General features: G+C 41.5%; 17 protein-coding genes and 1 pseudogene. 2 read left to right on the top strand and 16 right to left on the bottom strand.

Going from position 1 to position 21652, the window contains the following annotated elements; genetic code table 11:
* Window positions 1-81 precede the first annotated feature (81 nt).
* Together D8886_RS10635 and xerA are read right to left on the bottom strand one after the other, a co-directional pair.
* Entirely contained in the window at window positions 82-1092 is a 1011-nt protein-coding gene (locus D8886_RS10635; RefSeq protein ID WP_125435590.1) for a restriction endonuclease subunit S, read from the bottom strand.
* Window positions 1093-1105: 13 nt separating this feature from the next.
* Window positions 1106-2092, bottom strand: a complete 987-nt coding sequence (gene xerA, locus D8886_RS10630) for a site-specific tyrosine recombinase/integron integrase (RefSeq protein ID WP_125435588.1) — start codon at window positions 2090-2092, stop codon at window positions 1106-1108.
* A 70-nt stretch (window positions 2093-2162) separates the two neighbouring features.
* Here xerA and D8886_RS10625 point away from each other — a divergent pair, with 70 nt between their 5' ends.
* Window positions 2163-2717 (top strand): restriction endonuclease subunit S, encoded by a 555-nt coding sequence (locus D8886_RS10625; protein WP_004190825.1) that lies wholly within the window; start codon window positions 2163-2165, stop codon window positions 2715-2717.
* On the opposite strand, the gene D8886_RS10620 is transcribed toward D8886_RS10625, so the two are convergent.
* From D8886_RS10620 to D8886_RS10585, 8 genes are all read right to left on the bottom strand, one after another.
* Complete coding sequence (locus tag D8886_RS10620) at window positions 2702-3208, bottom strand: restriction endonuclease subunit S (protein WP_260469516.1); 507 nt, start codon at window positions 3206-3208, stop codon at window positions 2702-2704. The genes D8886_RS10625 and D8886_RS10620 overlap by 16 nt on opposite strands.
* Window positions 3198-4703, bottom strand: coding sequence for a type I restriction-modification system subunit M (locus D8886_RS10615; RefSeq protein ID WP_032915438.1), 1506 nt, complete (start codon window positions 4701-4703; stop codon window positions 3198-3200). The genes D8886_RS10620 and D8886_RS10615 overlap by 11 nt, the downstream gene beginning before the upstream one ends.
* 103 nt (window positions 4704-4806) lie before the next feature.
* Window positions 4807-5313: a methylated-DNA--[protein]-cysteine S-methyltransferase gene (locus D8886_RS10610; protein ID WP_004190809.1), complete on the bottom strand. Its 507-nt coding sequence runs from the start codon at window positions 5311-5313 to the stop codon at window positions 4807-4809.
* A 35-nt stretch (window positions 5314-5348) separates the two neighbouring features.
* Entirely contained in the window at window positions 5349-6206 is an 858-nt protein-coding gene (locus D8886_RS10605) for a VOC family protein (RefSeq protein WP_185761297.1), read from the bottom strand.
* A gap of 229 nt (window positions 6207-6435) precedes the next feature.
* Window positions 6436-6885 (bottom strand): Rrf2 family transcriptional regulator, encoded by a 450-nt coding sequence (locus D8886_RS10600; RefSeq protein ID WP_002912933.1) that lies wholly within the window; start codon window positions 6883-6885, stop codon window positions 6436-6438.
* Window positions 6886-6941: 56 nt separating this feature from the next.
* Window positions 6942-7790 carry a metallophosphoesterase family protein gene (locus D8886_RS10595; protein ID WP_125435582.1) on the bottom strand — a complete coding sequence of 283 codons (849 nt, stop codon included), beginning with the start codon at window positions 7788-7790 and terminating at the stop codon, window positions 6942-6944.
* A 95-nt stretch (window positions 7791-7885) separates the two neighbouring features.
* Window positions 7886-10609, bottom strand: coding sequence for an ABC transporter permease (locus D8886_RS10590; protein WP_125435580.1), 2724 nt, complete (start codon window positions 10607-10609; stop codon window positions 7886-7888).
* A gap of 1 nt (window position 10610) precedes the next feature.
* On the bottom strand, window positions 10611-11312 hold the full coding sequence (locus tag D8886_RS10585) for an ABC transporter ATP-binding protein (RefSeq protein ID WP_125435578.1): 702 nt from the start codon (window positions 11310-11312) through the stop codon (window positions 10611-10613).
* A gap of 142 nt (window positions 11313-11454) precedes the next feature.
* Here D8886_RS10585 and D8886_RS10580 point away from each other — a divergent pair, with 142 nt between their 5' ends.
* A complete protein-coding gene (locus D8886_RS10580; protein ID WP_004186046.1) occupies window positions 11455-12015 on the top strand; it encodes a TetR/AcrR family transcriptional regulator in 561 nt (186 codons plus the stop codon).
* A gap of 90 nt (window positions 12016-12105) precedes the next feature.
* Here D8886_RS10580 and D8886_RS10575 read toward each other — a convergent pair whose 3' ends face one another.
* From D8886_RS10575 to D8886_RS10540, 6 genes and pseudogenes are all read right to left on the bottom strand, one after another.
* Entirely contained in the window at window positions 12106-14157 is a 2052-nt protein-coding gene (locus tag D8886_RS10575; RefSeq protein WP_125435576.1) for a C69 family dipeptidase, read from the bottom strand.
* Between the two features lie 124 nt (window positions 14158-14281).
* Window positions 14282-15103: a PrsW family glutamic-type intramembrane protease gene (locus D8886_RS10570; RefSeq protein WP_125435574.1), complete on the bottom strand. Its 822-nt coding sequence runs from the start codon at window positions 15101-15103 to the stop codon at window positions 14282-14284.
* Entirely contained in the window at window positions 15096-16760 is a 1665-nt protein-coding gene (locus D8886_RS10565; protein ID WP_125435572.1) for a C69 family dipeptidase, read from the bottom strand. The genes D8886_RS10570 and D8886_RS10565 overlap by 8 nt, the downstream gene beginning before the upstream one ends.
* Before the next feature lie 403 nt (window positions 16761-17163).
* Complete coding sequence (locus D8886_RS10555; RefSeq protein ID WP_125435568.1) at window positions 17164-19233, bottom strand: M13-type metalloendopeptidase; 2070 nt, start codon at window positions 19231-19233, stop codon at window positions 17164-17166.
* A gap of 453 nt (window positions 19234-19686) precedes the next feature.
* Entirely contained in the window at window positions 19687-20550 is an 864-nt protein-coding gene (gene tehB, locus D8886_RS10545) for an SAM-dependent methyltransferase TehB (RefSeq protein WP_125435566.1), read from the bottom strand.
* 505 nt (window positions 20551-21055) lie between these two features.
* Window positions 21056-21652: pseudogene (locus tag D8886_RS10540) on the bottom strand (hypothetical protein); the annotation flags it as partial.

Genomic DNA, 21652 nt, shown 5'->3' with positions numbered 1-21652 from the left:
CTCCTACATATCTATTCGTAATTAAAAACGAAAAAACAGGACAAATTTGTCCTGCAAGAGAAATATATGATCAGCTTTCTTTTAATCTGGTTTTTCTATCGAAGGAGCTGAAATTTTTATTTTTTCAAATTGGGTTTTGTTCAAATTGTATGTTGTACTACCAGAACTGCCTAATTCAATGATTAATTTCGACTTTGAAAGTAGCTCAAGAAATAGATAATATTCTTGATTTTCTGAAGGAATAACTGCATTAATTTGTTGATTGGTTTGAGATTCACGGTCTAATAAACTGACCAATCCAGGAGTAGCGATACAACTAACAATTATAGAATTTTTAGGAAGTGTTTTGCTAGGCTGAGTCTGTTCGCCTTTTTGGGTTAAGTACCGCAGAGTCTCGACACAATAGATATTGTTATGCATGTCAGGAATAGTAATGAATGGTAAATCTCCTCCATAATAATCTTTATTTTGGGTAGACGGCGTTTTTCCAGTTATAACCTTTTGTGAAATAGATTTTATAGTTTCTTCAACAAAAGAATCATCTTTTTGATTAACACAAACCTCTTTATAAATTGCATAGGCTTGCTCTACTAAATGATGATTTATCTTTTTATTATTCTCGATTTTATCATCTATTGCTTTTAAAGTTAAACCGATTTGTATTTGCTCTCGTAATGAAGGTACCTGAACCTCTAAATTTGAAATATCAGTTTTATTTATAGATCCAAATACAGTACCATTTTCACGATTAATTAAATTTTCTTTATTTGCTCTCAAAAGATAATAGAGAAACTCTTGGGCCCCTTGCTTATGTCGCAAGCCACAAACTCCACGCCCTAAGCACATTTTTAGCGGTGTAATATTAATATCACCAACTGGTGCTCGAACTGACATAATAACATCACCAACTTCTGCTTCTTTTGTTACAAAAGTTGTCCAAGTATCAAAGGTTGGATACTTATCACCAAAAGTACGGTTTCCTTGCAAAAATGGAAGTCCATCACCCTTTGAATTATAAAAGTCTGATTTTGGAGATTGGCCCATTGTAATATCTGCCAATTCACTCAACCTTACTTTCTTCCAATTATTCAATTTCTGCTTCTCCTCACCCTATATATTTCCTATGCGAATTTTTTACATTCGCTTGATTGACCATGGCGTAGTGCATGGTTGTGTCAATTTTGACATGGCCAAGCAAGTGCTGAACTTGTTCTATGGGCATGCCTTTATCTATGGCGCGTGTCGCCAATGTCCGTCTAAATTTATGTGGATGAACCTTATTTAAATCTGCTTTTTCACCGATTTGTCTCAATCTTGTTTCTACCCCTCCGATTAGCAATCTATCATGTGGAGATGACAAGGAAACGAACAAAGCTGGATTATCATCCTCACGACTGTCCAAATAATTTATCAGGTGAATCTTTGTTCTAGCGTCAAAATACACAATACGCTCACTATTTCCTTTGCCAAAGACAAGACATTCTCTCTCATAAAAATTAATATCCTCTCTATTCAATCTCACTAGTTCACCTACCCGCATTCCAGTTGAAGCCAATAAATCAATCATGGCTAAATCACGAATTTCATCGCAAGCATCTCTTAGAAGCTCCAGCCCTTCGTCAGAAAAAGTCTCTTTGATTGTTTTATCTGTCTTTATCTTGTGAATCCTACGAACAGGACTCTTTAAAATATAGTCCTCGTCTTCCAACCATCCAAAAAAGCTACTAAAGATCCGACGCATGTTGTCAATCGTCACCTTGCTTGATTTTCGCTCCTGCTGGTAATGCGCAAGATAAGTTCGCAAATCGCCGGTAGTCAAATCTCTTATAGATGTTTTAAGGCTGGTAAGCATGTTTTCAATAACAATTTTATAGTATTTCAAAGACTTCTCACTGCAGCCTTCAATCCGTTTGGCTGAAATAAATAGCTCAAGTAATTTACTATTGCTCTTCTGTTCATTAGCTGATTTAATCTCTGCAACTTCTACATTGACAAAAGCTGCCGTTAGTACCTTTTGCAGATTTTCTAATTGTTGAACACTTAAATTCTTGGCCATAACTGTTGTAATTTGCGTGATTAATTTATCTTTCATAAGCTACCTACCTTTCGTTTTTATTATACTCTACGGGTAGCTTAAAAAGATAAATCATCATTTAGAGCAGATGGCCATATCTATTTTTAAAGAAGAGTTTAGTAAAAAAGAAGTCACCAACAAATTAGGAGATTTCTTCCCTGTTATTACTGGAAAAAAAGATGCAAATATTGCAAAAGGAGGAGAATATCCGTTTTTTAGTTGTTCTCAAAACATTTCTTATACGGACAATTATTCATTTGATGCTAGAGCAATTTTATTGGCAGGTAATGGAGACTTTAATGTTAAAATCTTTAATGGAAAATTTGAAGCTTACCAAAGAACGTATGTTTTAATCCCTAATAATGATGAACACTTTGGCTATCTGTATTATGCAATTAAATATTTTTTAAACGATATTACTTCTGGACATAGAGGTTCTGTCATAAAATTTATAACAAAAGGTCAGATAGAACATTTTAATATTTTTATGACCAGTAATAAAGAAAAATTATTTTTATTCAACTCCTTTGTTGAGAATATAGCCAATAACAATAAAGAAATTGATAAACTAAGTAATATTAGGGACACTCTCCTCCCAAAACTTCTCTCTGACGAAATCTCTGTCAATCAAGCCACTAAATGATGATTTATCTGTTTATTAAGAATAATTTTCTTATCAAAAGCTCTTAATATCTCTGCAATCTTCTCTTGTTCTACCAAAGAATAAATAGGGACTTTATATTTCATAATTGCCTTTTTATCACCCCTAGGCATTTTAGTTCCTTTTGAAGTTCCTACTGCATAGTCAAAAAAGTTATCACTTGATAGCACATAGTAAAGAAATCTATTTGAAATTTTTTCATTTGCTCGAACAACTAAAACATCATTCGAACAACCTCCTGATTTATCAGCTAACCAAATCTTTTTAAAATAAGGACGAATATTTGAAATTAATATATCGCCTTTTTGGAAGACAGAAATTGTTTTTCCACTTGGCAATTTGGTAGCTTTTGTTACTCCTCCTCTTTCAGAAATCATATTTTCTGTCGAAACGTAATTATCTAAATTGACTTCATCTATTCTTATCCGTTCAGAAACATAACTACTTACTTGAGACAATTCCTCAAATTTCAAACCCAATCTCCCCCAATCTTTCTCGAATCTCATCTTCTAATTTATGGGATTTAATAAAAAGTTCTGATAGTTCTGTCGTCAGTCGGTCCATCTTCTCTTCAAATGGTTCTCCGTCATCTTCTTTTTCCTCAATACCTACATAACGCCCTGGCGTAAGAATAAAATCTTGCTTTGCAATTTCTGCTGTTTCAACAGACGCACAAAAACCTTTAACATCTTCAAGGTTTCCATTTTGAAAGGCTTCAAAGGTATCTGCTAACTTCTTAATGTCTTCGTCGCTAAAGTCGCGATGCTTACGGTCAATCATTTCTCCCATATTTCGAGCATCGATAAACAGCGTCTTTCCTTTTTGTTTTTTATTTTTACTGATAAACCAGAGACAGGCTGGAATAGTTACACTGTAAAAGAGATTAGCTGGAAGAGCTATAATTCCCTCAATTAAGTCATCTTCGATAATTTTTTTACGAATGTCCCCTTCACCGCTCTGAGTCGATGAGAGTGAGCCATTGGCTAGAACCAAGCCAACCTTACCATTACTAGGATCCATATGATGAATCATGTGTTGAATCCAAGCATAGTTTGCATTGCTATTAGGTGGCGTTCCGTATTTCCAGCGAATATCATCTTGCAGTTTATCTGCTCCCCAGTTGGAAATATTAAAAGGGGGATTAGCCATGATATAGTTAGCTTTTAGTGTCGGATGTAAATCATTGAAAAAGCTGTTCGCTTGGTGCTCACCAAAATCCGCATCAATACCTCGGATAACCATGTTCATCTTGGCCATCTTCCAAGTATCAGCATTGGATTCTTGACCAAAAACAGATAAATTATTAATATTCCCACTATGATTCTCTATAAACTTAGCTGACTGAACAAACATACCGCCTGAACCACAAGCAGGATCATAAACACGCCCTCTATAAGGCTTTAATATTTCTACAATCGTTTTTACGATACTGGTCGGAGTATAAAATTCACCGCCTCGTTTTCCTTCATATGCCGCAAACTGTTCAATACAATATTCATAAGCACGCCCAAGTAAATCTTTTTCATTCTCACCTTCATACATTTGAATATTAGTAAAAATGTCTACAACTTCCCCTAAAACTCGCTTATCTAAGTCTGGACTGGCATAGATCTGAGGAAGGACATTCTCTAGACTAGGATTATCCTCTTCAATTTCACGCATGGCTTCATCCAAGACTGTGCCAATTTCCGAAGAATGGGCATGACTCGCAATAAATTGCCATCTAGCTATTTCAGGGACAAAGAAAATATTCTCCTCTGAATATGCATCAGGATCATTCTCAAATCCGTCACCCTCTGCAAGTAATTGTTGGTATTTTTCTTCAAAAGCATCTGATACATATTTTAAAAAGATTAGACCAACAATAACTTTTCTGTACTCTGACGCTGAAATGTGCCCCCGAAGTGAATCTGCAGCATCCCATAGTTCCTTTTCAAATCCAATATTTGCGTTTGATTTTTTCGCCATTTTATACTCTTTTCCTATTTTAATCACATCCATTTTACCATATTTAAAGTAAGTTAAAAAGCACCGAACGATGCTTTTTTAGCTTATCAATAGTTTAAAACAGTCAGCCTCTCGTTTTCTCCCCCGCCTCTAGTTTCAACAAAAAGGCTTTTTTATCAAGACCGCCGGCATAGCCGGTCAGCTTGCCGTCGCTTCCGACAATCCGGTGACAGGGAATCAGTAGTGAAATAGGATTATGGCCGATGGCACCACCGACTGCTCTAGCCGAGCCAATCTTACCGTACTCAGCTTGTAATTCTCGTAGAATGTCTGAATAGGTAGACGTTTGTCCATAAGGAATCTTCTGCAGCACTGTCAGAACCTTGCTTCTGAACTCAGTTACTTGGGGTGCCAATGGAATTTCATTTATTGCGGGATTTTCTCCCTTAAAATAAGCATCCAGCCAAGCAGAGACGCGTCGGCTGATTTCTGTCTCCTCCTGCTGCGCTTGCTCCAGATCATAGCCTGCCCCAAAATATTTCTGATTCTCCAGCCAAAGCCCCAACAAGGCATTTGCGTCTGTCAAGATGAGAATCCGGCCAATCGGCGATGTATAATAAGTCTTGTACATATTTTTTCTTTCTTTTAGCTTCTTGATAAGCCTTATTATACCACTCTTGTCTTAACTTTTACCACAATCCCATCTGGGTCTGTGACTTCTAGCTCTTGGGAGCTAATCCATCGGACTGGCGCTTGCAAGTCCTGAGCATTTTCATAAATAGCTACTAGGTCTTCTTTCCCTTCTACTTGCGCTTCAAAATAGGCTAGTCCCATTTGCTTAGGTTGGCGATGATTCAAGTGAGAACCTCCCCATTCATTGACTGCTACATGATGATGGTAGTTACCTGATGCCAGCCAGCTAGCAGAAGGTACAGAAAATTTATCCTCCAAGCCTAGAAGCTTTTGGTAAAAATGACTGGCAGCTCTGCTATTTTTCACAGACAGGTGGATATGGCCCATACGAGTTCCTTCAGCAATACTAAACGGTTGGACTTCCTGACCTAATTCATAGATTTCTTGAGCCGCAAGTGCTTCCGTCACTCCGATAATGCGACCATCTTCTCGAATATCCCAATCAGCCTGAGGCTTGTCCCGATAAAGTTCAATGCCATTGCCTTCTGGATCCTCCAGATAAATGGCTTCACTATAACCGTGGTCCGCTCCTCCGACCATAGGAACTCTATTTTCGGATAAATGCTTAAGGATATCCGCCAAAGCTTGACGACTTGGAAGCAAAAGCGCCAAATGATAAAGACCGTAAGCCGACTTGACGGGCTGTCGGTCACTGGTTGCTAAGAGCCTCACCAGCACTTGTCCGTCCCTGCCCAAAGCCACCTGTCCGTCCTGCTCTTCCAAAAGTTCCAGCCCTAAAACTCGCTGATAAAAGTCCTTTTGTCTTGCTAAATCGGCCACATAAAGTGCCACCTCTCCTAGATAAATCTTGCTTTGATATTCAAAAGTCATGTTTTTCTCCTCTCTTAAATTTAAAATTTCAGCAGTGCTCCTGCCAAATCTTTTTTTATTTTCCCAAAACGGAGATAGGTTCCTTGATATGGATTTCCATACCTCCATTTGCTTCGAAGTCTTATTTTTATATTGTAATTATTTATATTACATCTATTAGTATAGCAGGTTTTAATGTAATGTCAATAATTACATCTCGTAAAATTCTTAACAAAAAACAATCTGCTCACTAGGAAACAGATTGTTCTTTAATTTCTTTTTCGGTCGCTGCGACAACTTCGTCAAGGCTAGTCTGAGCCAACTCAGCTTCCATGGCTGCCTGAATAGCCGCCAATCGGTCATCTAAGACATTGTGAATGTTCTTGCCGATAGGACAGTCTGGATTGGGCTTATCATGAAAACTAAAGAGCTGGCCGCTCTTGCCCAGACATTCAACCGCACTATAGACATCCAACAGGCTAATGTCTTTCAAATCTTTGGCAATCTCTGCTCCTCCGGTCCCACGAGCAACGGTAATCATCCCGGCATTCTTGAGCTGGGACAGGGTCTTGCGAATAATAACTGGATTGACGCCAACACTGCCAGCAAGGATATCACTTGTCAGTTTTTGTTTTTTTCCCTCCAAAGCCAGGACAATCAGCATATGGGTGGCAATGGTAAAACGGCTGGAAATCTGCATTTTCTCTCCTCCCTCATCATTTTCTCTCACTATTATATCCCAAAAAGGGTGTAACTTCAAGAGTTACGACTGGACTTTAAGAAAGCTGCAATCTCATCTGCATAGCCTTCCCGCTCACTGATTTCCCGCAGCAGGTCGTGATTGTGAGTATGGTGGATACCATTGACCAAGCTCTCCTGATAAATCTCATAGTAAGGCAAGTGGAGCTCCCGAGCCAAGCTCAGCTCCTGTTCCACATCGTAGGCCACGCGCCGAAGGTCAACATCAGCTAGACCAGTCTCATCTATCTCTAAAATGGCATACTGGGCTCGCAAGTCCTTACGCAAAGCTGAATCTAGAAAGAACGGCTGACCAATAGAGCCGGGATTGATAATCAGCTGTCCATTGGTCCCGTAGCGGAGAAACTGCTGGTGAATATGACCATAAACAGCGACAGCGCAGTCGTTTCCCTCAAAAAGGCGGTCGAAATTGCTCTGCTCGCCAATATGAATCAACTCCCGCCCCCAATTCTTATCAGGTAGATGGTGGCTAACCGCAATCTTCAATCCCTCTACTTCTGCCAAGATTTGCAGAGGAAGTTCCTGCATGCGGTCAATCTCTTCAGGATGGATTTCCTCTAGAACAAAATGGCAGAGCCGGGTCAGGTAGAGATGGCTGGGACGAGCCAAATCCAGCTTTTGGTGCAGGGCATGCCAGAGGCTGTCTTCCCAATTCCCCCTGACCTGGAGGCTGATCTGCAGCTTCTCCATCCTATCTAAGATATTTCTGCGACCGGTTCCTGGCAGGAGCAAGTCCCCCAAAAACCAATAGTCTGTCACCTGCTGGCTTTCCGCATCCGCCACTACTGCTTCCAAGGCTGTGCTATTCCCATGCACATCGGATAATAAGGCAATTTTTCGTGTCATCGTGTATCTTTCTCTTTCTTTACAAGGAATATTATATCAAAGTTCAAAAAAACTTCCACCCATCAAGTGAGTGAAAGTTTTAAAGTCTTTTTTTATCAATCAACAGACTTGAGCGCTTCCAGCATATCCACCCGTCTGAGGCGGTAGTTGACAAAGAAGCCAAGTAAGGTCAGAATAAGAGTCACTGCTGTTAGAGGAAACAGATAGACTGAGGAACTTACTTGAGGGGTTAAGCTGATAATGCTAGGCGCAACCTTCTCAATCAAAAAACGATGCAGGAAGAAACCGCCTAGAAACCCAACTGCCATCCCAATCACTGAAAGAATAATGGTCTCTCGATAGATATAGAGGGTCACTTCCTTATTATGAAAGCCCAAAACCTTGATAGTGGACAGCTCGCGAATCCGCTCGGCCACATTGATATTTGTCAGGTTGTAGAGAATGACGACTGCTAAAAGAATGGAAATCAGGACCAAAACCAGCATTGTATTATTAAGAGAATCTGCTAGAACGTTGAACTGCTTCACCATGCTAGCATTTTGGGAAACACTCTTGACAAACTTGAGGCTCATAAATTCATTGGCCTTGTCCACAATATTTTTGCTAGAGGAGTCCTTGAGTCGCACTAGATAAGCGTTTTTCTCGGGCTTTTTGCCGTAAATCTTCTGGTAGTCCGTCGCCTTCATAAAGGCAAAATGGCCAAAATGATTCTCATTGACTGCTGCGAGCTTGACAAGCTTGCCACCCAGCTCTATACTGCCACCGGGGCTAACTCCAGCTATACGGGACAATTTATCCGAAACAACTACACCGACCTTGAGAGTCAGCTTTTGCTGCTTGTCGGGACTTTCTAGGGAGATGAAAGGTTCAAAATTTTCCTTGTCCGTAACCATCAAAGTGACGGACTCTGTCTCTTTTCTTCCTTTGTATTTCTCTGTCAAGGTTTCACTATAGATCTCCTGATAATCAGCAATCGAGCCATCAGCCAACATCTTTTTCAGCTTGTCTTGCTCAGCTTGATTCTCCCCAGGATTGACAGCGACAATCAAGTCGTATCGCAGAATCTCCTCAAACTGGCGTTTAGGAATACCACCAATAGAAGATTGGAGTCCTAGACCGGCAAAGAGTAAGGCAACAGACCCCGCCACACCAAAGATGGTCATAAACATCCGCTGCTTATAGCGAAAGATATTGCGAGCTGTGACCTTCTGAGTAAAGCTAAGGCGCCGCCAGATAAAGGACAGTCTTTCCAAAAAGATCTTGGAGCCTTTGACCGGTGGCTTGGGCAAAAGCAAGTGAGCTGCTTCTTCTGTCAACTCCCGTCTTGCCACCAAATAGGCAGGGAGAACACTGGATAGAAGGGAAAGCCCCAGGGCCAGTAAACTATAGGAAATATAAAAATAAGCATGAGGGGCAGAAAGCACCATCCCTCTGGTAATAATAGAAGAAATCACACCTGACAAGAAATAATGTCCCAACAGAATTCCTATGAGGGTACCTAGACTCCCTGCAACCAAACCGTAAAGAGCAAACTTGCGAATGATATCTCGACTATGATAGCCTAGAGCCTTAAAGACACCTGCATTTGTTCGCTCTTCATCGACAAAGCGTGTCATGGTGGTAAAGGTCACCATAGCCGCCACCAGATAGAGCACCACCGGGAAGATATTACCAATCGAGGCAATACTATTCATGGAGTTTTTATACATATAATAGCCATTACCACCTGGCAGAGACTTGCGGTCATAGCTATGATAGGCCGGCTCTTTCAAACGACTCAGATCTGCCTCAGCGTCAGCTAGCTTGTCCTTGTTAGCAGACAAGTCTTCCTCTGCCTGTGCCAGCTCAGTTTTTTTCTGATTGGGCTGGGACTCAGCTTCCTGAATCTGCTGCTGGTTCTGGCTGAGCTGAGCAGGAGGGAGTATAGAAGCGGCTTGGGCTGCTTCTAGCTGGCTTTTTTGCTGGTCCAGCTGATTCTGAGCTTGCTCTAACTGCCTTTTCCCTTGAGTCAGCTCACTCTCAGCCTGACCAATCTTATCTTGGCCCTTCTGAATGGTGCTTTTGGCATCCGCCTCTAATCGCTTAAACCGGGCCGCTCCATTATCCGCTAGGCTCTTGTCCAAAGCTGTCTGGTGATGCTCCAAACGTTCCTGATAACTTGCAGAGAAGGGAGCCAGCTTTTCTAAATCATGATAGCGCAGGCGGGCAATACTGTAAACATCTGTATCAAAGGCCTTAGGGCTGACTACAGCATAAGCTGATAAAGCACCGCTTCCACTAGTCGCATTGCCCAAATTTTTATCAGACCAGAGCTCTGCCGAGTTGACAAAGCCCACGACCTTGTAGGTCTTGTTTTTTAGAACTGACCGACTGCCTGCTTTCTCGGTCAGATCAATCTCCTGACCAAGCTTGTATTTCTTAGACCAAAAGCTAGCCAGAGCAATTTCTTGCTCATCCTTGGGAAGACGACCGGAGATCACTTGAAAGTTTGAAATATCTTTGGTATCTGAGAATACTCGGAGAGCCTCCTCGTCTACGGTGACATCTGTCAAATAGCCAAACTCGACATCAGCTCCCTTAATAGCTTCCAACTCTTTCTGATCCGCCGGATCCAATCCATAATCCGCCATAACAGCCAAGTCCATGGTTCGCTGCTCTTTCAAGTAATCTGTTGCTGTTCTGCGCATATTGGGTGGAGCGACCTTAAGCCCCACGAGAGCTAAAGAGCCCAGCATCATGAGGATTAAAATAGATAGGAAACGTCCTTTAGAGCTAGTGAAGGAGCGCAGAATATCTTTCCAATAAATCTTTCTCTTCATATCAATACTCCAATGTACTTATATCCTGTGGTTGTTCATTGACTGTAACACTCTTGACTCTCGCATCGTGCATGCGGATAACCCTGTCAGCAATGGGAGCCAAGGCAGCATTGTGGGTCACGATAATCACCGTCGCTCCTTGATTGCGGGACATGTCCTGTAAGATTTGCAGCACTTGCTTGCCGGTATTGTAGTCCAAAGCTCCTGTCGGCTCATCGCAGAGCAAAATCTTGGGATTCTTAGCCACAGCCCGAGCGATAGACACCCGCTGCTGCTCCCCTCCTGATAGCTGGGCTGGAAAATTATTGAGGCGATTTTTCATACCAACCGCAGTTAGAACGGCCACTGGATTTTGAGCATCCTTGACGATTTCAGAAGCCAATTCGACATTTTCCTTGGCCGTCAGGTTAGGCACCAAATTATAAAACTGAAAGACGAAGCCCACATCATTGCGCCGATAGTCTGTCAGCTGGTGGGAATTGTAGTCAGCAATATTCTGGCCGTCTATCAGGATATCTCCCTCATCATTGGTATCCATACCTCCGAGGATATTGAGCACCGTAGACTTACCAGCACCAGAAGCACCCAGGATAATGACCAGTTCCCCCTTTTCAATCTCAAAAGAAATATCATGATTGGCGACAATCTCCGTGTCACCTACCTGATAACGTTTAAAACTATGTTTCATTTCAATATAAGCCATGTCATCATCTCTCCTTTTCAAAACTCGTTTCCTTAAATCAACAAGGTGTTGATTCTAAATCACAGATATTATATAATGAGCTTAGACAAAAATCAATAACCAAAAATCAACAAAGTGTTGATTTAAGCAAAAAGGAAGAAAAATGGTCCAGAAACGAAAAACTAGCACTAAGGAAGACATCAAAGAAGCCTTGATTCAGCTACTATCAGAGGAAAGGTTTGATAATATTTCCATCAGCAAGCTCTGCAAGCGGGCTGGGATTAACCGCGGCACCTTCTACCTCCACTACCAAGATAAATATCAGATGGTTGATAGTCTCAAAAACGACATTATTTCCCAACTTTCTAGTTATAGCATGTTTGAAGCGGAGAATGAATATCCCAAAAAGTTAATGATAGCAAAATTTCATATATTGCGCGCTAATGAACGTCTTATCAATGCCTTGACCAAGAGCCATTATATTGACTTTCGGGAGGCTATTCGGGAGTACATAACCAGTATCATTCTGAGTGATAAGCAAAAGGCTGCTACCCAGCGTTTTTTAGAGGAGAACTTTCACATCCCTCAGAAATACGCCTTGGAAATCTTCCTATCCAGTGTTGAGGGGATTATTTCTCTTTGGATAGCCGGCGGAGCTCAAGAAGAACCTGAAGAACTCACTGACATAATTTTGACTACTTATAACTATGATTATTTGAGATAAGGGCTCTAGCTTGAAGGATAGCCTGGACAAGAGTCGTTTTTTCCACTATGAAAGGCCGAACATTTTGCTCGGCCTTCTTTTTATTTTAGATTAGTTTTTCTTTGTTTTCTTCAAAAGAAAGAAGACTCCTGCTAAGATAATCAAACCTGCAAGGCCCATGATTGTGACTTGCTCACCTGTTGATGGCAGGTCTTTTTTCTTGGCCTTGACGGACTGCTCATTTCGATACTGCACTTGGTAAACAGAGAAATGATTGGTCGTGAAGCTGATAGTCTGGTTTTGATTAACTGTTACATCAAATTTCTCAACTTGTTTGCCATTTTCATCCAGAGCATAGACGGCATCTACTGGCAGATCTTTGCGGACTGGGATCGTCACAAGGGTTGGACTGACCTGATGCACCGACTGACCATTTGGATTGGTCAAGCGAATGTCATAGGTATCTGTCGGCTGATTCTTGCTTTCCAATTTTTTCACTGACAACTGAAGACCGGTCTTGACCAAGTCAGCATTTTTCAAGCGAATGCCAGTTGCGACATCCACCAAGCTGTCATCTTCTACATTGACTTCCGTCCGTGTATCAGAACTGCTAGAAGTTTCTGAAGAGGAAGAACCTGACGAACTTTGAGATGACGAAGAGCTGCTAGAATCTTTGCTGGAGCTGGAAGGAGTGGATTTTGCTGCTTCCTTGATTTTAGCTTCCATTTCTGCTTCTAGCTCTTTCATTTCCTTAAAGACTTGCGCTGCTCGAGCCTGTGTTTCCTCTGTAACTTTGGCTGAAGAGTCTGGCAGAGCTGCATTGGCTGCATCTAGAGCATTTTGCTCCTCAATAAAACGGGCTTCCAAGGCCTTCCATTTGTCTTGGACAGAAGTACCAAAGAGGTCCTGATGCTTGGCTGCCATATCATAGATATGAGATGCTACCCAGTACCAAGAGTCTGGACTGTAGCTAGTTGTGTTGACCTTATAAGCATCGTAAGTATCCGTGATATTCCCATTATAAGGCAGGTAAGGTGAGAAGCGCGGACTGCCTACTGCCAGCCACATAGTGCCTCCGCCCATATTGGCTGGAACGCCGTCTTTGAGCTGGAAGATATGAGCTTCCATGACATTTGGATTTCCCAGCGGATATTTGTAAACAGGGTCTGTCGTACCGCGTTGTGGCAGCCCCTTACCATCCAGCTCCATTTGGTCCAGCGGTTTGAACTGAGTGCCCTCAAAGCGATTGCGCTGCATAGCCATAACATCTGCTACACTGATCTTTCTGTCTGTGGAGTGCATGAGATCAAAGTAAGAGTCGTTATAAGACACGGCCGCATTTGGATCTAGACTGGTGATACCTGCCCAGGCACGCGAACGATCTGCCTCTGCCATCGGCGGATTGTAGGACTGAGAAATATGGAATTTCCCGTCAATTTCTTTATAAGAATTAGCCTGCTTGGCTACATCCTGAACACCTTTTGAGGCAATGACATTTTCTGTATCGTCAAAATCAACACTGCCCAAGAAGAAAGTATTAGGAAAGACAGCATACTTATCGTCTGGGAATTTAATAGCAACATATTGGTGACCAGATAGGATTTCCATATACCAGACACCGGTCTTGTCAGCAATAGTGATAATATTCCCCTCTGCAGCTCCCTGCTCTCTGACAATCTGCGCCATCAGCTCCACACCCTGACGGGCAGTTTGAACATGGGGCAGAACGACGGTTGTCAGGATAGACTCTGCCAAGCCATTTTCTACATAAGGATCCACCTTTTGGATGGCATCATTAGCCTTGGCAGAAACAGTCGCAGAAATAGAGACTCCGTACTCATTGAAGCCAACCTCGTCAAAAATACCTTGGGATGGGGTCACATCTGATACCGAGGTATACTTGTAGCTTTCTGCCGGCAGGGTCCATTCAAAGCCGTTGGCTTCATCGACTAGCTTGGCACCACTCGCATTAGTCTTTCTAGGATGAACCAGAAAGACCTTATTGTGATTGGGCTCCAAGTCCTCTGTCCGACCGTAAAGCGTTGTGCCGTCTGCCGTCAGGTCTTTCCCGACGATAAATCCTGTGCAGGCTTCGACCACTTGGAAAGGAAAGAGAAAAATGGTCGAAAGAGCTAACAAGGAACGAAACAATATTTTTTTCATAAAAATATCTCCTTTGTTTTTTTGTAAAAAATTACAAAATTAAATACTATATTCAGTATAGCCTTTTACCCCAGGTTTTGCAAGCGATTTCAAGCTCTTGTTTGATATATCCCCTGAAAATTATTTAAATTTCTAAATCTGTCTTTTTCTCCTTCAAAACCAGTCGGTAGACTTCTATAAAGGTAGCAACGAGAAAGGCAAATAAGAAACCGACAACGATGTTAATTCGATGCTCTGTTTCGAAGAAAGGAGAGTTCCAAATAAAGTGATTGGCAACGGTTGACACGACGCACCAGAGACCAAAGAGACGATATTTCTTGTAAGCCGTGGAGAACAGAAGATAAACCCCAACGGTCACCACTGCTGTATAGAGAGTATGTGAAGCCAATCCGCCAGCAATTCTGCCAACTGCTTCTAAGGAACCACTATATTGTCCTCCGAAAGTCACTCTGGATACATAGCCAATATCCTCTATGACTTGAAAGCCAAAACCCGAACTCAGTCCAGCGATTAAGACAGACTGAATATCCTTGCGCCCCAAAATGTAGAGAGCGGCATAGGCTGTCAGAGACTTGAAAAATTCCTCTGCAAAAGGAGCTGTCAGTGCATTGGTCCAATCATTGAAAACAGCAGGATCCTTGATAAAGTTAGAGTTAATAATATCAATCAAACTATTGCCTGCAAAACTGAGCCAGCCAGAGATAAAGGCACCTCCAAAGAGGGCTGTCCCTAGAACGATTGTCTCTACAGATAACTTTTTGGCCAGTTTTTTAATCAAGAAATAGAAAGGCAGGAAAAAGGCAGCTAAAACAGCTAAGTTCAGAACCAAGTCGCGGCCAGCTTCTAAGGTGACATCCTTCTCCGCCATGTCTCCAAGCTCAAACTGCAAGCCGATACCAGCTAGGACTAAGTAGATATAGAGAGCAATTCTTCTTGTTTTATTCATGACTGTCTGCTCCTTTTCTATTTTTTCCTTTGACAAGATAAATGGCTATTCCAATCACAGTTAAGACAAAGATGCCTCCTGCGATAGCAATATCGTAGTCAAAATCTTCCAGACGAATGGTCTCCTCTGTGTCAGAGTTCTCTGACTCCTCAATCTCTTCTAAAGCACTTGTACCATATTCAGCCACGACCTTATCTTCAGCAATCTTCTGGATTTCCTTAAGGCGCTTAAAGACTGAATCCGCTCGCTCCATAGAATCTTTTGTTGCTTTCAGACTGGCTTGTTCTGGCTGTTCAGACAGACTAATCTGCTCGTTGTCATGAGCTGGCTGTTCCTCCATCCATTGGCTTTCCATACGCTCAATTTTACTGCGAATAGAGCCATCTTCAAATAGTTCTGGGTATTTTGCAACCAAATCATTGATGCGGCTAACAGTCCAATACCAGGAATTCTCATTGTAGGCTGTACTCATTTCTTGATAAGGCTGAGAAGTATTGCTGATATTGCCATAGTAAGGAAGGTATGGCGCATTGCGCGGACTTCCCATGGCTAACCAGAGAATCCCTCCTCCAGTAGAGGCAGGTAAATTCTCCTTGAGCTGGAAAATATGGGCCTCCATGACATTTGGATTGGAAATAGGATACTTATAAACTGGGTCAGCTTTGGTTTTATCTGGAATCCCTTTTCCGTCTAGCTCCATCTGATCTTGCGGTTTGAAGTCTGTTCCTTCCAAGCGATTGCGCTGCAAGTTCATCGCATCACGCAGACTAAGCTTGTCGCTGGTTGAGTGCATGAGTTCAAAGTATTCGTCGTCATATTGCACATCTGCATTGGGATCCAGCGCCTTGATACCAGACCAAACCCGAGAGCGGTCAGCTTCTGCCAGTGGCGGATTATAGGATTGGGCTACATGGAAGCTACCATTGATTTCCTTATAGGTGCCAGCATCCTGCGCTATCTTTTCAAGATCAGCTGATAAGATGGTATTTTCAGTATCATTCTTATCTACACTGCCTAGGAAAAATGTATTGGGAAAAACAGCGTATTTATCATCTGGAAACTTGATGGCAGCGTATTGGTGGCCAGAAAGGATTTCCATATACCATACACCCGTCTTGTCAGCAATCGTCACGATATTACCTTCGGCTGCACCTTTTTCCCTAACAATTTTAGCTAATAGCTCCACTCCTTCTTTGGCTGTTTTCACATGAGGTAGGACCACAGAAGTTAAAGCAGATTCAGCGATACCGTCCTTAACATAAGGATCTACTTTTTGAATATCATCATTGGCACTGGCTGAGACTGTCGCAGAGATAGAAACGCCTTCCTCATTAAAACCGGCCTCATCGAAAACTCCCTGCTCTGGTGTCACATCCGGTACCGCCGTATACTTATAGCTAACAGCCGGCAAATCAAAGCTAAAGCCGTTGGTTTCATCTACAAATTTATCACCAGCCTTGTTATACTTGCGCTCCCGCACCACAAAATTCTTGTTGTGATTGGGCTCTAGGTCCTCTGTTCGACCATAGAGAGTCGAACCATCCGTCGTCAAATCCTTCCCGATAATAAAGCCGGTACAGGCTGAGACAGCCTGAAAAGGAAAGAGTGTAAGAAGCATCAAGGCTGAAATAGCCCAACTGAAAAATTTCTTTTTCATCAGTTTCTCCTTTGTATATTAATTGATAAAATATTTATCGCATATTTAGTATACTATTCTCTTGCTATGGTTGCAAGCGTTTCCAAAATCTCTTCTGCTAACTAAAATGAATAAATTCCCCTAGGAAAAAATTACTCTAGCTGTATACCTAGCAGCCCCTCCAAGCCTGTTGTATAAATTTCCATAGATGTATATCAAGCTGTATAAAAATTTTTTTGTAAAAGAAAAAAGCCAGATAAAATCTGACTTTAAAGACACGTGGCTGCGGAGGCACAACCCGCAGCCGCGCATGTGTCGCAGGAAAGAATGGATAGGAGAAACAGAACGAACTTCTCTCCTATTACCAAACTGGTTGTGCTTCATAGCTTAGATTATTTTCTCATCTTTTCCTAGACAAGTAATCTTACCATACGCTGACCCGCTTATCTGGAGCCAGATACATAGCATCACCTTCTTTGATTTCTGGATAGGTTTCATAGAAGGCCTCTACATTTTTGAGCTGCTGGTTGACCCGAAGCTCGGACGGAGCATGGACATCTACCTTCAGGAGAAGTTGGTTAAATTGCAAACTAGCCTTGCTTCTCCAGATATTGGCATAGTTTTCAAAGTAATTCTTCAAGTCTGCATCTGGATATTTCTTTTTCACAACTTCGAGAGTGGCTGAAAGTCCACCGGCATCGGCTACATTTTCTGTTACTGTAAGCTTGCCGTTGACCTTGCCGCCGTAGATTTCAATACCATCCCACTGCTTGGTAACAGCTTCAATTTTCTTGTCAAAAGCTTTCTTATCCGCTTCTGTCCACCAATTGTTCAAATTACCCTCTTCATCAAAGTTTGCACCGTTTGAGTCGAAGGCGTGAGTAATCTCGTGACCGATAACCATACCGATACCGCCGTAGTTCTTTTCCATCTTTTGCTTAACATCAAAGAATGGATTCTGCAGGATTGCAGCTGGGAAGTTGATACTGTTATTTTCCTGTGAGTAGTAAGCGTTGATATCATAGGAAGGCATGACCCACTCGTCCTTGTCTACTGGCTCAGAGAAGTGCTCAACATCATATTGATGTTTTGCCTGACTCAAAGCAATTGCATTTTCAAAGAAGGATTTTTTATCATCTACTTTTAAGGCCTTAGTCACTTCGCGAACTTTTTCAGGATAGCCGATATAGAGTTTCATAGTATCCAGCTTCTTGACTGCCTTCTGTTTGGTTTCTTCTGACAGCCATTCATTTTTCAGCATACGCTCCCGATAAACTTCCTTGATATCCTTGACCATTTGGGTCACTTCTTGCTTGGCTTCCTCACCAAAATATTTGCGACCATAGTAAAGACTAAAGACATCTGAAAAAGTTCCTGTTGTCAGATTGTATGCTGCATCTTCTTTTGAAGTTGCTTCCTTAGTACCTTGCAAGGATTTTTGGTACTCTGCAAAAATCAGCCGATAGTCATCGGTTAGAAAACTAGATGCTGATGCTGCCTGCTTCACAAGCATCCAAGATTTGAGCTTGCCAAAATTCTTGTCATTAACTACCTTGGCAAAATTTTCATAATACTTAGGGTTAGGAACATTGACATCACCAGCTTCCTGACCTAGATAGTCATTGATAATATCGTGAAACTTAAAGGTATCAGAGTAGGCATTGATGTCTTCTGCCGTCTTAGGATGGTGAAGATTTTTAATTTCCGAAGTTTCTTCATTACTTTGGGCATACTTGGCCAGTTCTCCATCAAATTCTAAGGCTTCTTTGACAATCTTTTCGCTGTCTTTTTCACTGTAGCCCAGCTTTTGCATGGCTTCTTTGAATGCTTTTTCCAGCGGATCCATCATCCTTTTCTTAGCAGCTTCATCTTCATAGTAGCTCTTATCCGGCAGCATAAGACTTGGACTGGACAGATTCACTTGTTTCTGATTGGTATTTTCTAGGTTAGAACTAATTTCAAGGGTAAACGGCAGAGCCAAACCGCGTTTTTCCCAGTCAACAGCCTTGCTAGCTAGGTCCTTTAGATCGGACAAGTCTTCAATTTCCTTGAGATAGGACTTGAGAGGGGCTAGGCCATCCTTTTCCCGCTGCTTGAAGTCCGTCGCTTGCTGATAGTATTTGATAAACTCAGGCATTCCTTCAATCGTTGACTCTTCTTTACCAGAGACTAGATTTTTGACATCCGCCTTCATCTTGTCCTTGACCTGCTCGTTCAGTTCATAAAACACACCATTAGACGGCTGGTCGCTAGGGATTTCTGCCTTTTCCAGCCATTTTTTATTGATGGCCTGATAGTAATTGGTCCTCACTGTGGCATTCTTATCAATCGGTGTCTCCTGAGGGACAAAGGTCTTATAAGCCCAGTAGCCACCGGCAGCCAAGATTAGGCCGGTCACAGTCAACGTAGAAGTTAGAATGATTTTCGTTCTTTTCTTCATGAGTTCCTCCTTGTATATTAAGTAAAATATAATTGACTTTTTTATTTTACTCATTTACTTTAACATATTCTTTTTTCCTCGTCAACAGAAAACTGAAGGTCTGGAAAAAATTGCCGCAAGAGGAGAGAATAAGGTCGTTCAGTCTGCTTTTAAAAGTGATCTGCTCTAGACTCACACTTAAAGAAAAACTAAAGTATTCTACCAGCTGTCCTGTTGCTTCCAGCTCTTTTCTCTCCCCCTTGCACTTTCTAGTATAGCGACCAAACTTCAGATATTTCTAAAGAAATTCTAAAATATTTCTAAAGTTTTTTACCAAAATAAAAAAGACTGGGACAAAAATGCCTCAGTCTAGCTTTATTTATCATCTTTGAAAACTCTTGACGCAGTAGCTGATTGCTCAATCTCACGGCGAGAACAATTTAAAAATCCGTGAGACCTTTTAAACTTGAACCTCAAAATAAGTGGGCCAAGATAAATTCTCAAAAATTTAGTTCTGTCCTACACCATCTACTGAACCTTTTTAGCCAGCATCGTCGCAAAGCGCAGCTGAATTCGATTGCCGTTTTCATCACGGCGATGGAGGTGACCAGGATTTTCATTGTACTTAACCAGCTCCCAGTCCTTGTAATACTCGGCAAGCTCGCCTTCCTTAAAAGTAAAAGGAAAGGGAACAGAGCATGGGAAGTCTTCTGTGTCCATAGCACAGACGATGAGATTGTAGCCACCAAGCGCTGTATGCTCTTGCATATTACGGATAATATGCGGAATCCGCTCCGCCTGCAGAAACATCAGGACAACAGTGGAAACGATCAAGTCATAAGTCTGAGTCAGACTAGCTGAGTTGATGTCGTAGCTACCCACTGGCAGATCTAAATCCTCCTGCTCCACAATGCTACGTAGGATCTCCAGTGCCAGCTCATTCTGATCTACGGCCGTTACTTCAAAGCCCTGTTTGGCCAGAAAGAGAGCATTACGACCTTGACCACAGCCTAGATCTAACGCCCGTCCTGGTCGGACTGTTTGCATGGCTTCCAAAACCTCTGAGTGAACGGGATTGCTACCGTATTTCTTAGGGAAGTAATCCTCAGGCCGACAGTAAAACTCCAAATACCACTCCAAATCATCTGTCAGGGCTTCGACCCGATGCCAAGCTTGGGGCTGGGCAAAAGGATTGTCCTGACCAGCTTCAAAGATGTGCTCAGCCAGCTCCTCACCTTCCTCTGACATCTCGATAAACTTAAGTCGTCCCTTGAGAACAGTGATTTTGCCCCAAGTTCCCTCTTTGGTATTGTGCTTTCTTTTTACCGCTTCTGGCATGGTCTCAGCCGTCCACAGCGGCATACGTTTATAGGCTAGCAATTCTTCTGTCATAAAAAATCCTTTCTCTGAAAGCCAAGCTCCGAATAATCTAACTGTCTTTATCATACTCGAAAAGCACAGACTTGACAAGTGTCAAATTGAACGGCCTTCCCTGCAAAAAGAAAGAACTGGTCCATCAACCAGTTCTTTCTCATATAGGAAGTTTACTACCAATCTTCTTTTTTCTTGCTAACTTGCTTATAGCCAAAGAAGCCTAATACTGCAACCAGCAGCATATCTTTGATAGTTCAATTCAAAAAATACGAGAACATCAAGCAAAAATATATCCCTGTTTTCCTTATCGGTCCGATCTCAGTAACCAAAATCTAAGTATGCTCTTTCAGATAATATACTGCCGAAGATAGAAAATAAACCACCTACCAGCATTTAACAACACAACTACAATATGATTTTCACTGATTCAATAGATAACAAATGTTTAAAACACTAAAAAAGTTTAAATTTATTCTCTGTCTTTTTGAAACAGAAGAATATACTAAGCTTTATTTTCTATCTTTTATTGAATTCCTGTATCTTGTAAGAGATCGCTATCTTGAGGTATCAGGGGTGAAAGACTATTAAGAATATCCTTCGAACTGCGGCTTTTGTTAAAAGTTGGATAATAGGCACTATTCTTTTTTTGAATAATTTTATAAGCCTTAGGATATTCTTTCTGAATTGGAAGTTTTTCACTTTGTTTAAAGAATTCCTTTTTGAAATTTACAGTGTTGTAGTTTAAATCAATTCCCATTTTCTCAAACTGTTTACCTGGAAGTTCCTCTCCCGAGTAGCCTTGATTAAATGAATAAAATAACCCTTTTATTTCTTGACTATCTGGCTGATAATCAATAAATTCTCCTGTCTCTAAATCCAAATAGTAATGTTTAATCTCTGTGTTGGAGATTGGAATATCATTTACCAATTTCTCTGTATATTTTTGAATATTGACTGTCAACACTTCTTTCCCATTTGACAACTTATTCACAGTTGGACCAACTGTACTTAACCCCCAGTCATTACCTTTTTCTCCTAGCCATTTTAATAAATCAATTTCCTTCTTTCTTAAGATTTGATCTTTCGTATCATAAATCAGTAAACGATATGTACTCTCTCC

This window comes from Streptococcus sanguinis, from assembly GCF_003943655.1.
GTDB lineage: Bacteria > Bacillota > Bacilli > Lactobacillales > Streptococcaceae > Streptococcus > Streptococcus sanguinis_F.
Note: the sequence above shows the minus strand (reverse complement) of the source record. Positions and strands in the feature narration are given on the sequence as shown.

Coding starts and splice junctions, on each gene's coding strand:
- xerA (WP_125435588.1), bottom strand. CDS start 2,092: ATGAAAGATAAATTAATCACGCAAATTACAACAGTTATGGCCAAGAAT.
- D8886_RS10625 (WP_004190825.1), top strand. CDS start 2,163: ATGGCCATATCTATTTTTAAAGAAGAGTTTAGTAAAAAAGAAGTCACC.
- D8886_RS10615 (WP_032915438.1), bottom strand. CDS start 4,703: ATGGCGAAAAAATCAAACGCAAATATTGGATTTGAAAAGGAACTATGG.
- D8886_RS10610 (WP_004190809.1), bottom strand. CDS start 5,313: ATGTACAAGACTTATTATACATCGCCGATTGGCCGGATTCTCATCTTG.
- D8886_RS10605 (WP_185761297.1), bottom strand. CDS start 6,206: ATGACTTTTGAATATCAAAGCAAGATTTATCTAGGAGAGGTGGCACTT.
- D8886_RS10600 (WP_002912933.1), bottom strand. CDS start 6,885: ATGCAGATTTCCAGCCGTTTTACCATTGCCACCCATATGCTGATTGTC.
- D8886_RS10595 (WP_125435582.1), bottom strand. CDS start 7,790: ATGACACGAAAAATTGCCTTATTATCCGATGTGCATGGGAATAGCACA.
- D8886_RS10590 (WP_125435580.1), bottom strand. CDS start 10,609: ATGAAGAGAAAGATTTATTGGAAAGATATTCTGCGCTCCTTCACTAGC.
- D8886_RS10585 (WP_125435578.1), bottom strand. CDS start 11,312: ATGGCTTATATTGAAATGAAACATAGTTTTAAACGTTATCAGGTAGGT.
- D8886_RS10580 (WP_004186046.1), top strand. CDS start 11,455: ATGGTCCAGAAACGAAAAACTAGCACTAAGGAAGACATCAAAGAAGCC.
- D8886_RS10575 (WP_125435576.1), bottom strand. CDS start 14,157: ATGAAAAAAATATTGTTTCGTTCCTTGTTAGCTCTTTCGACCATTTTT.
- D8886_RS10570 (WP_125435574.1), bottom strand. CDS start 15,103: ATGAATAAAACAAGAAGAATTGCTCTCTATATCTACTTAGTCCTAGCT.
- D8886_RS10565 (WP_125435572.1), bottom strand. CDS start 16,760: ATGAAAAAGAAATTTTTCAGTTGGGCTATTTCAGCCTTGATGCTTCTT.
- D8886_RS10555 (WP_125435568.1), bottom strand. CDS start 19,233: ATGAGTAAAATAAAAAAGTCAATTATATTTTACTTAATATACAAGGAG.
- tehB (WP_125435566.1), bottom strand. CDS start 20,550: ATGACAGAAGAATTGCTAGCCTATAAACGTATGCCGCTGTGGACGGCT.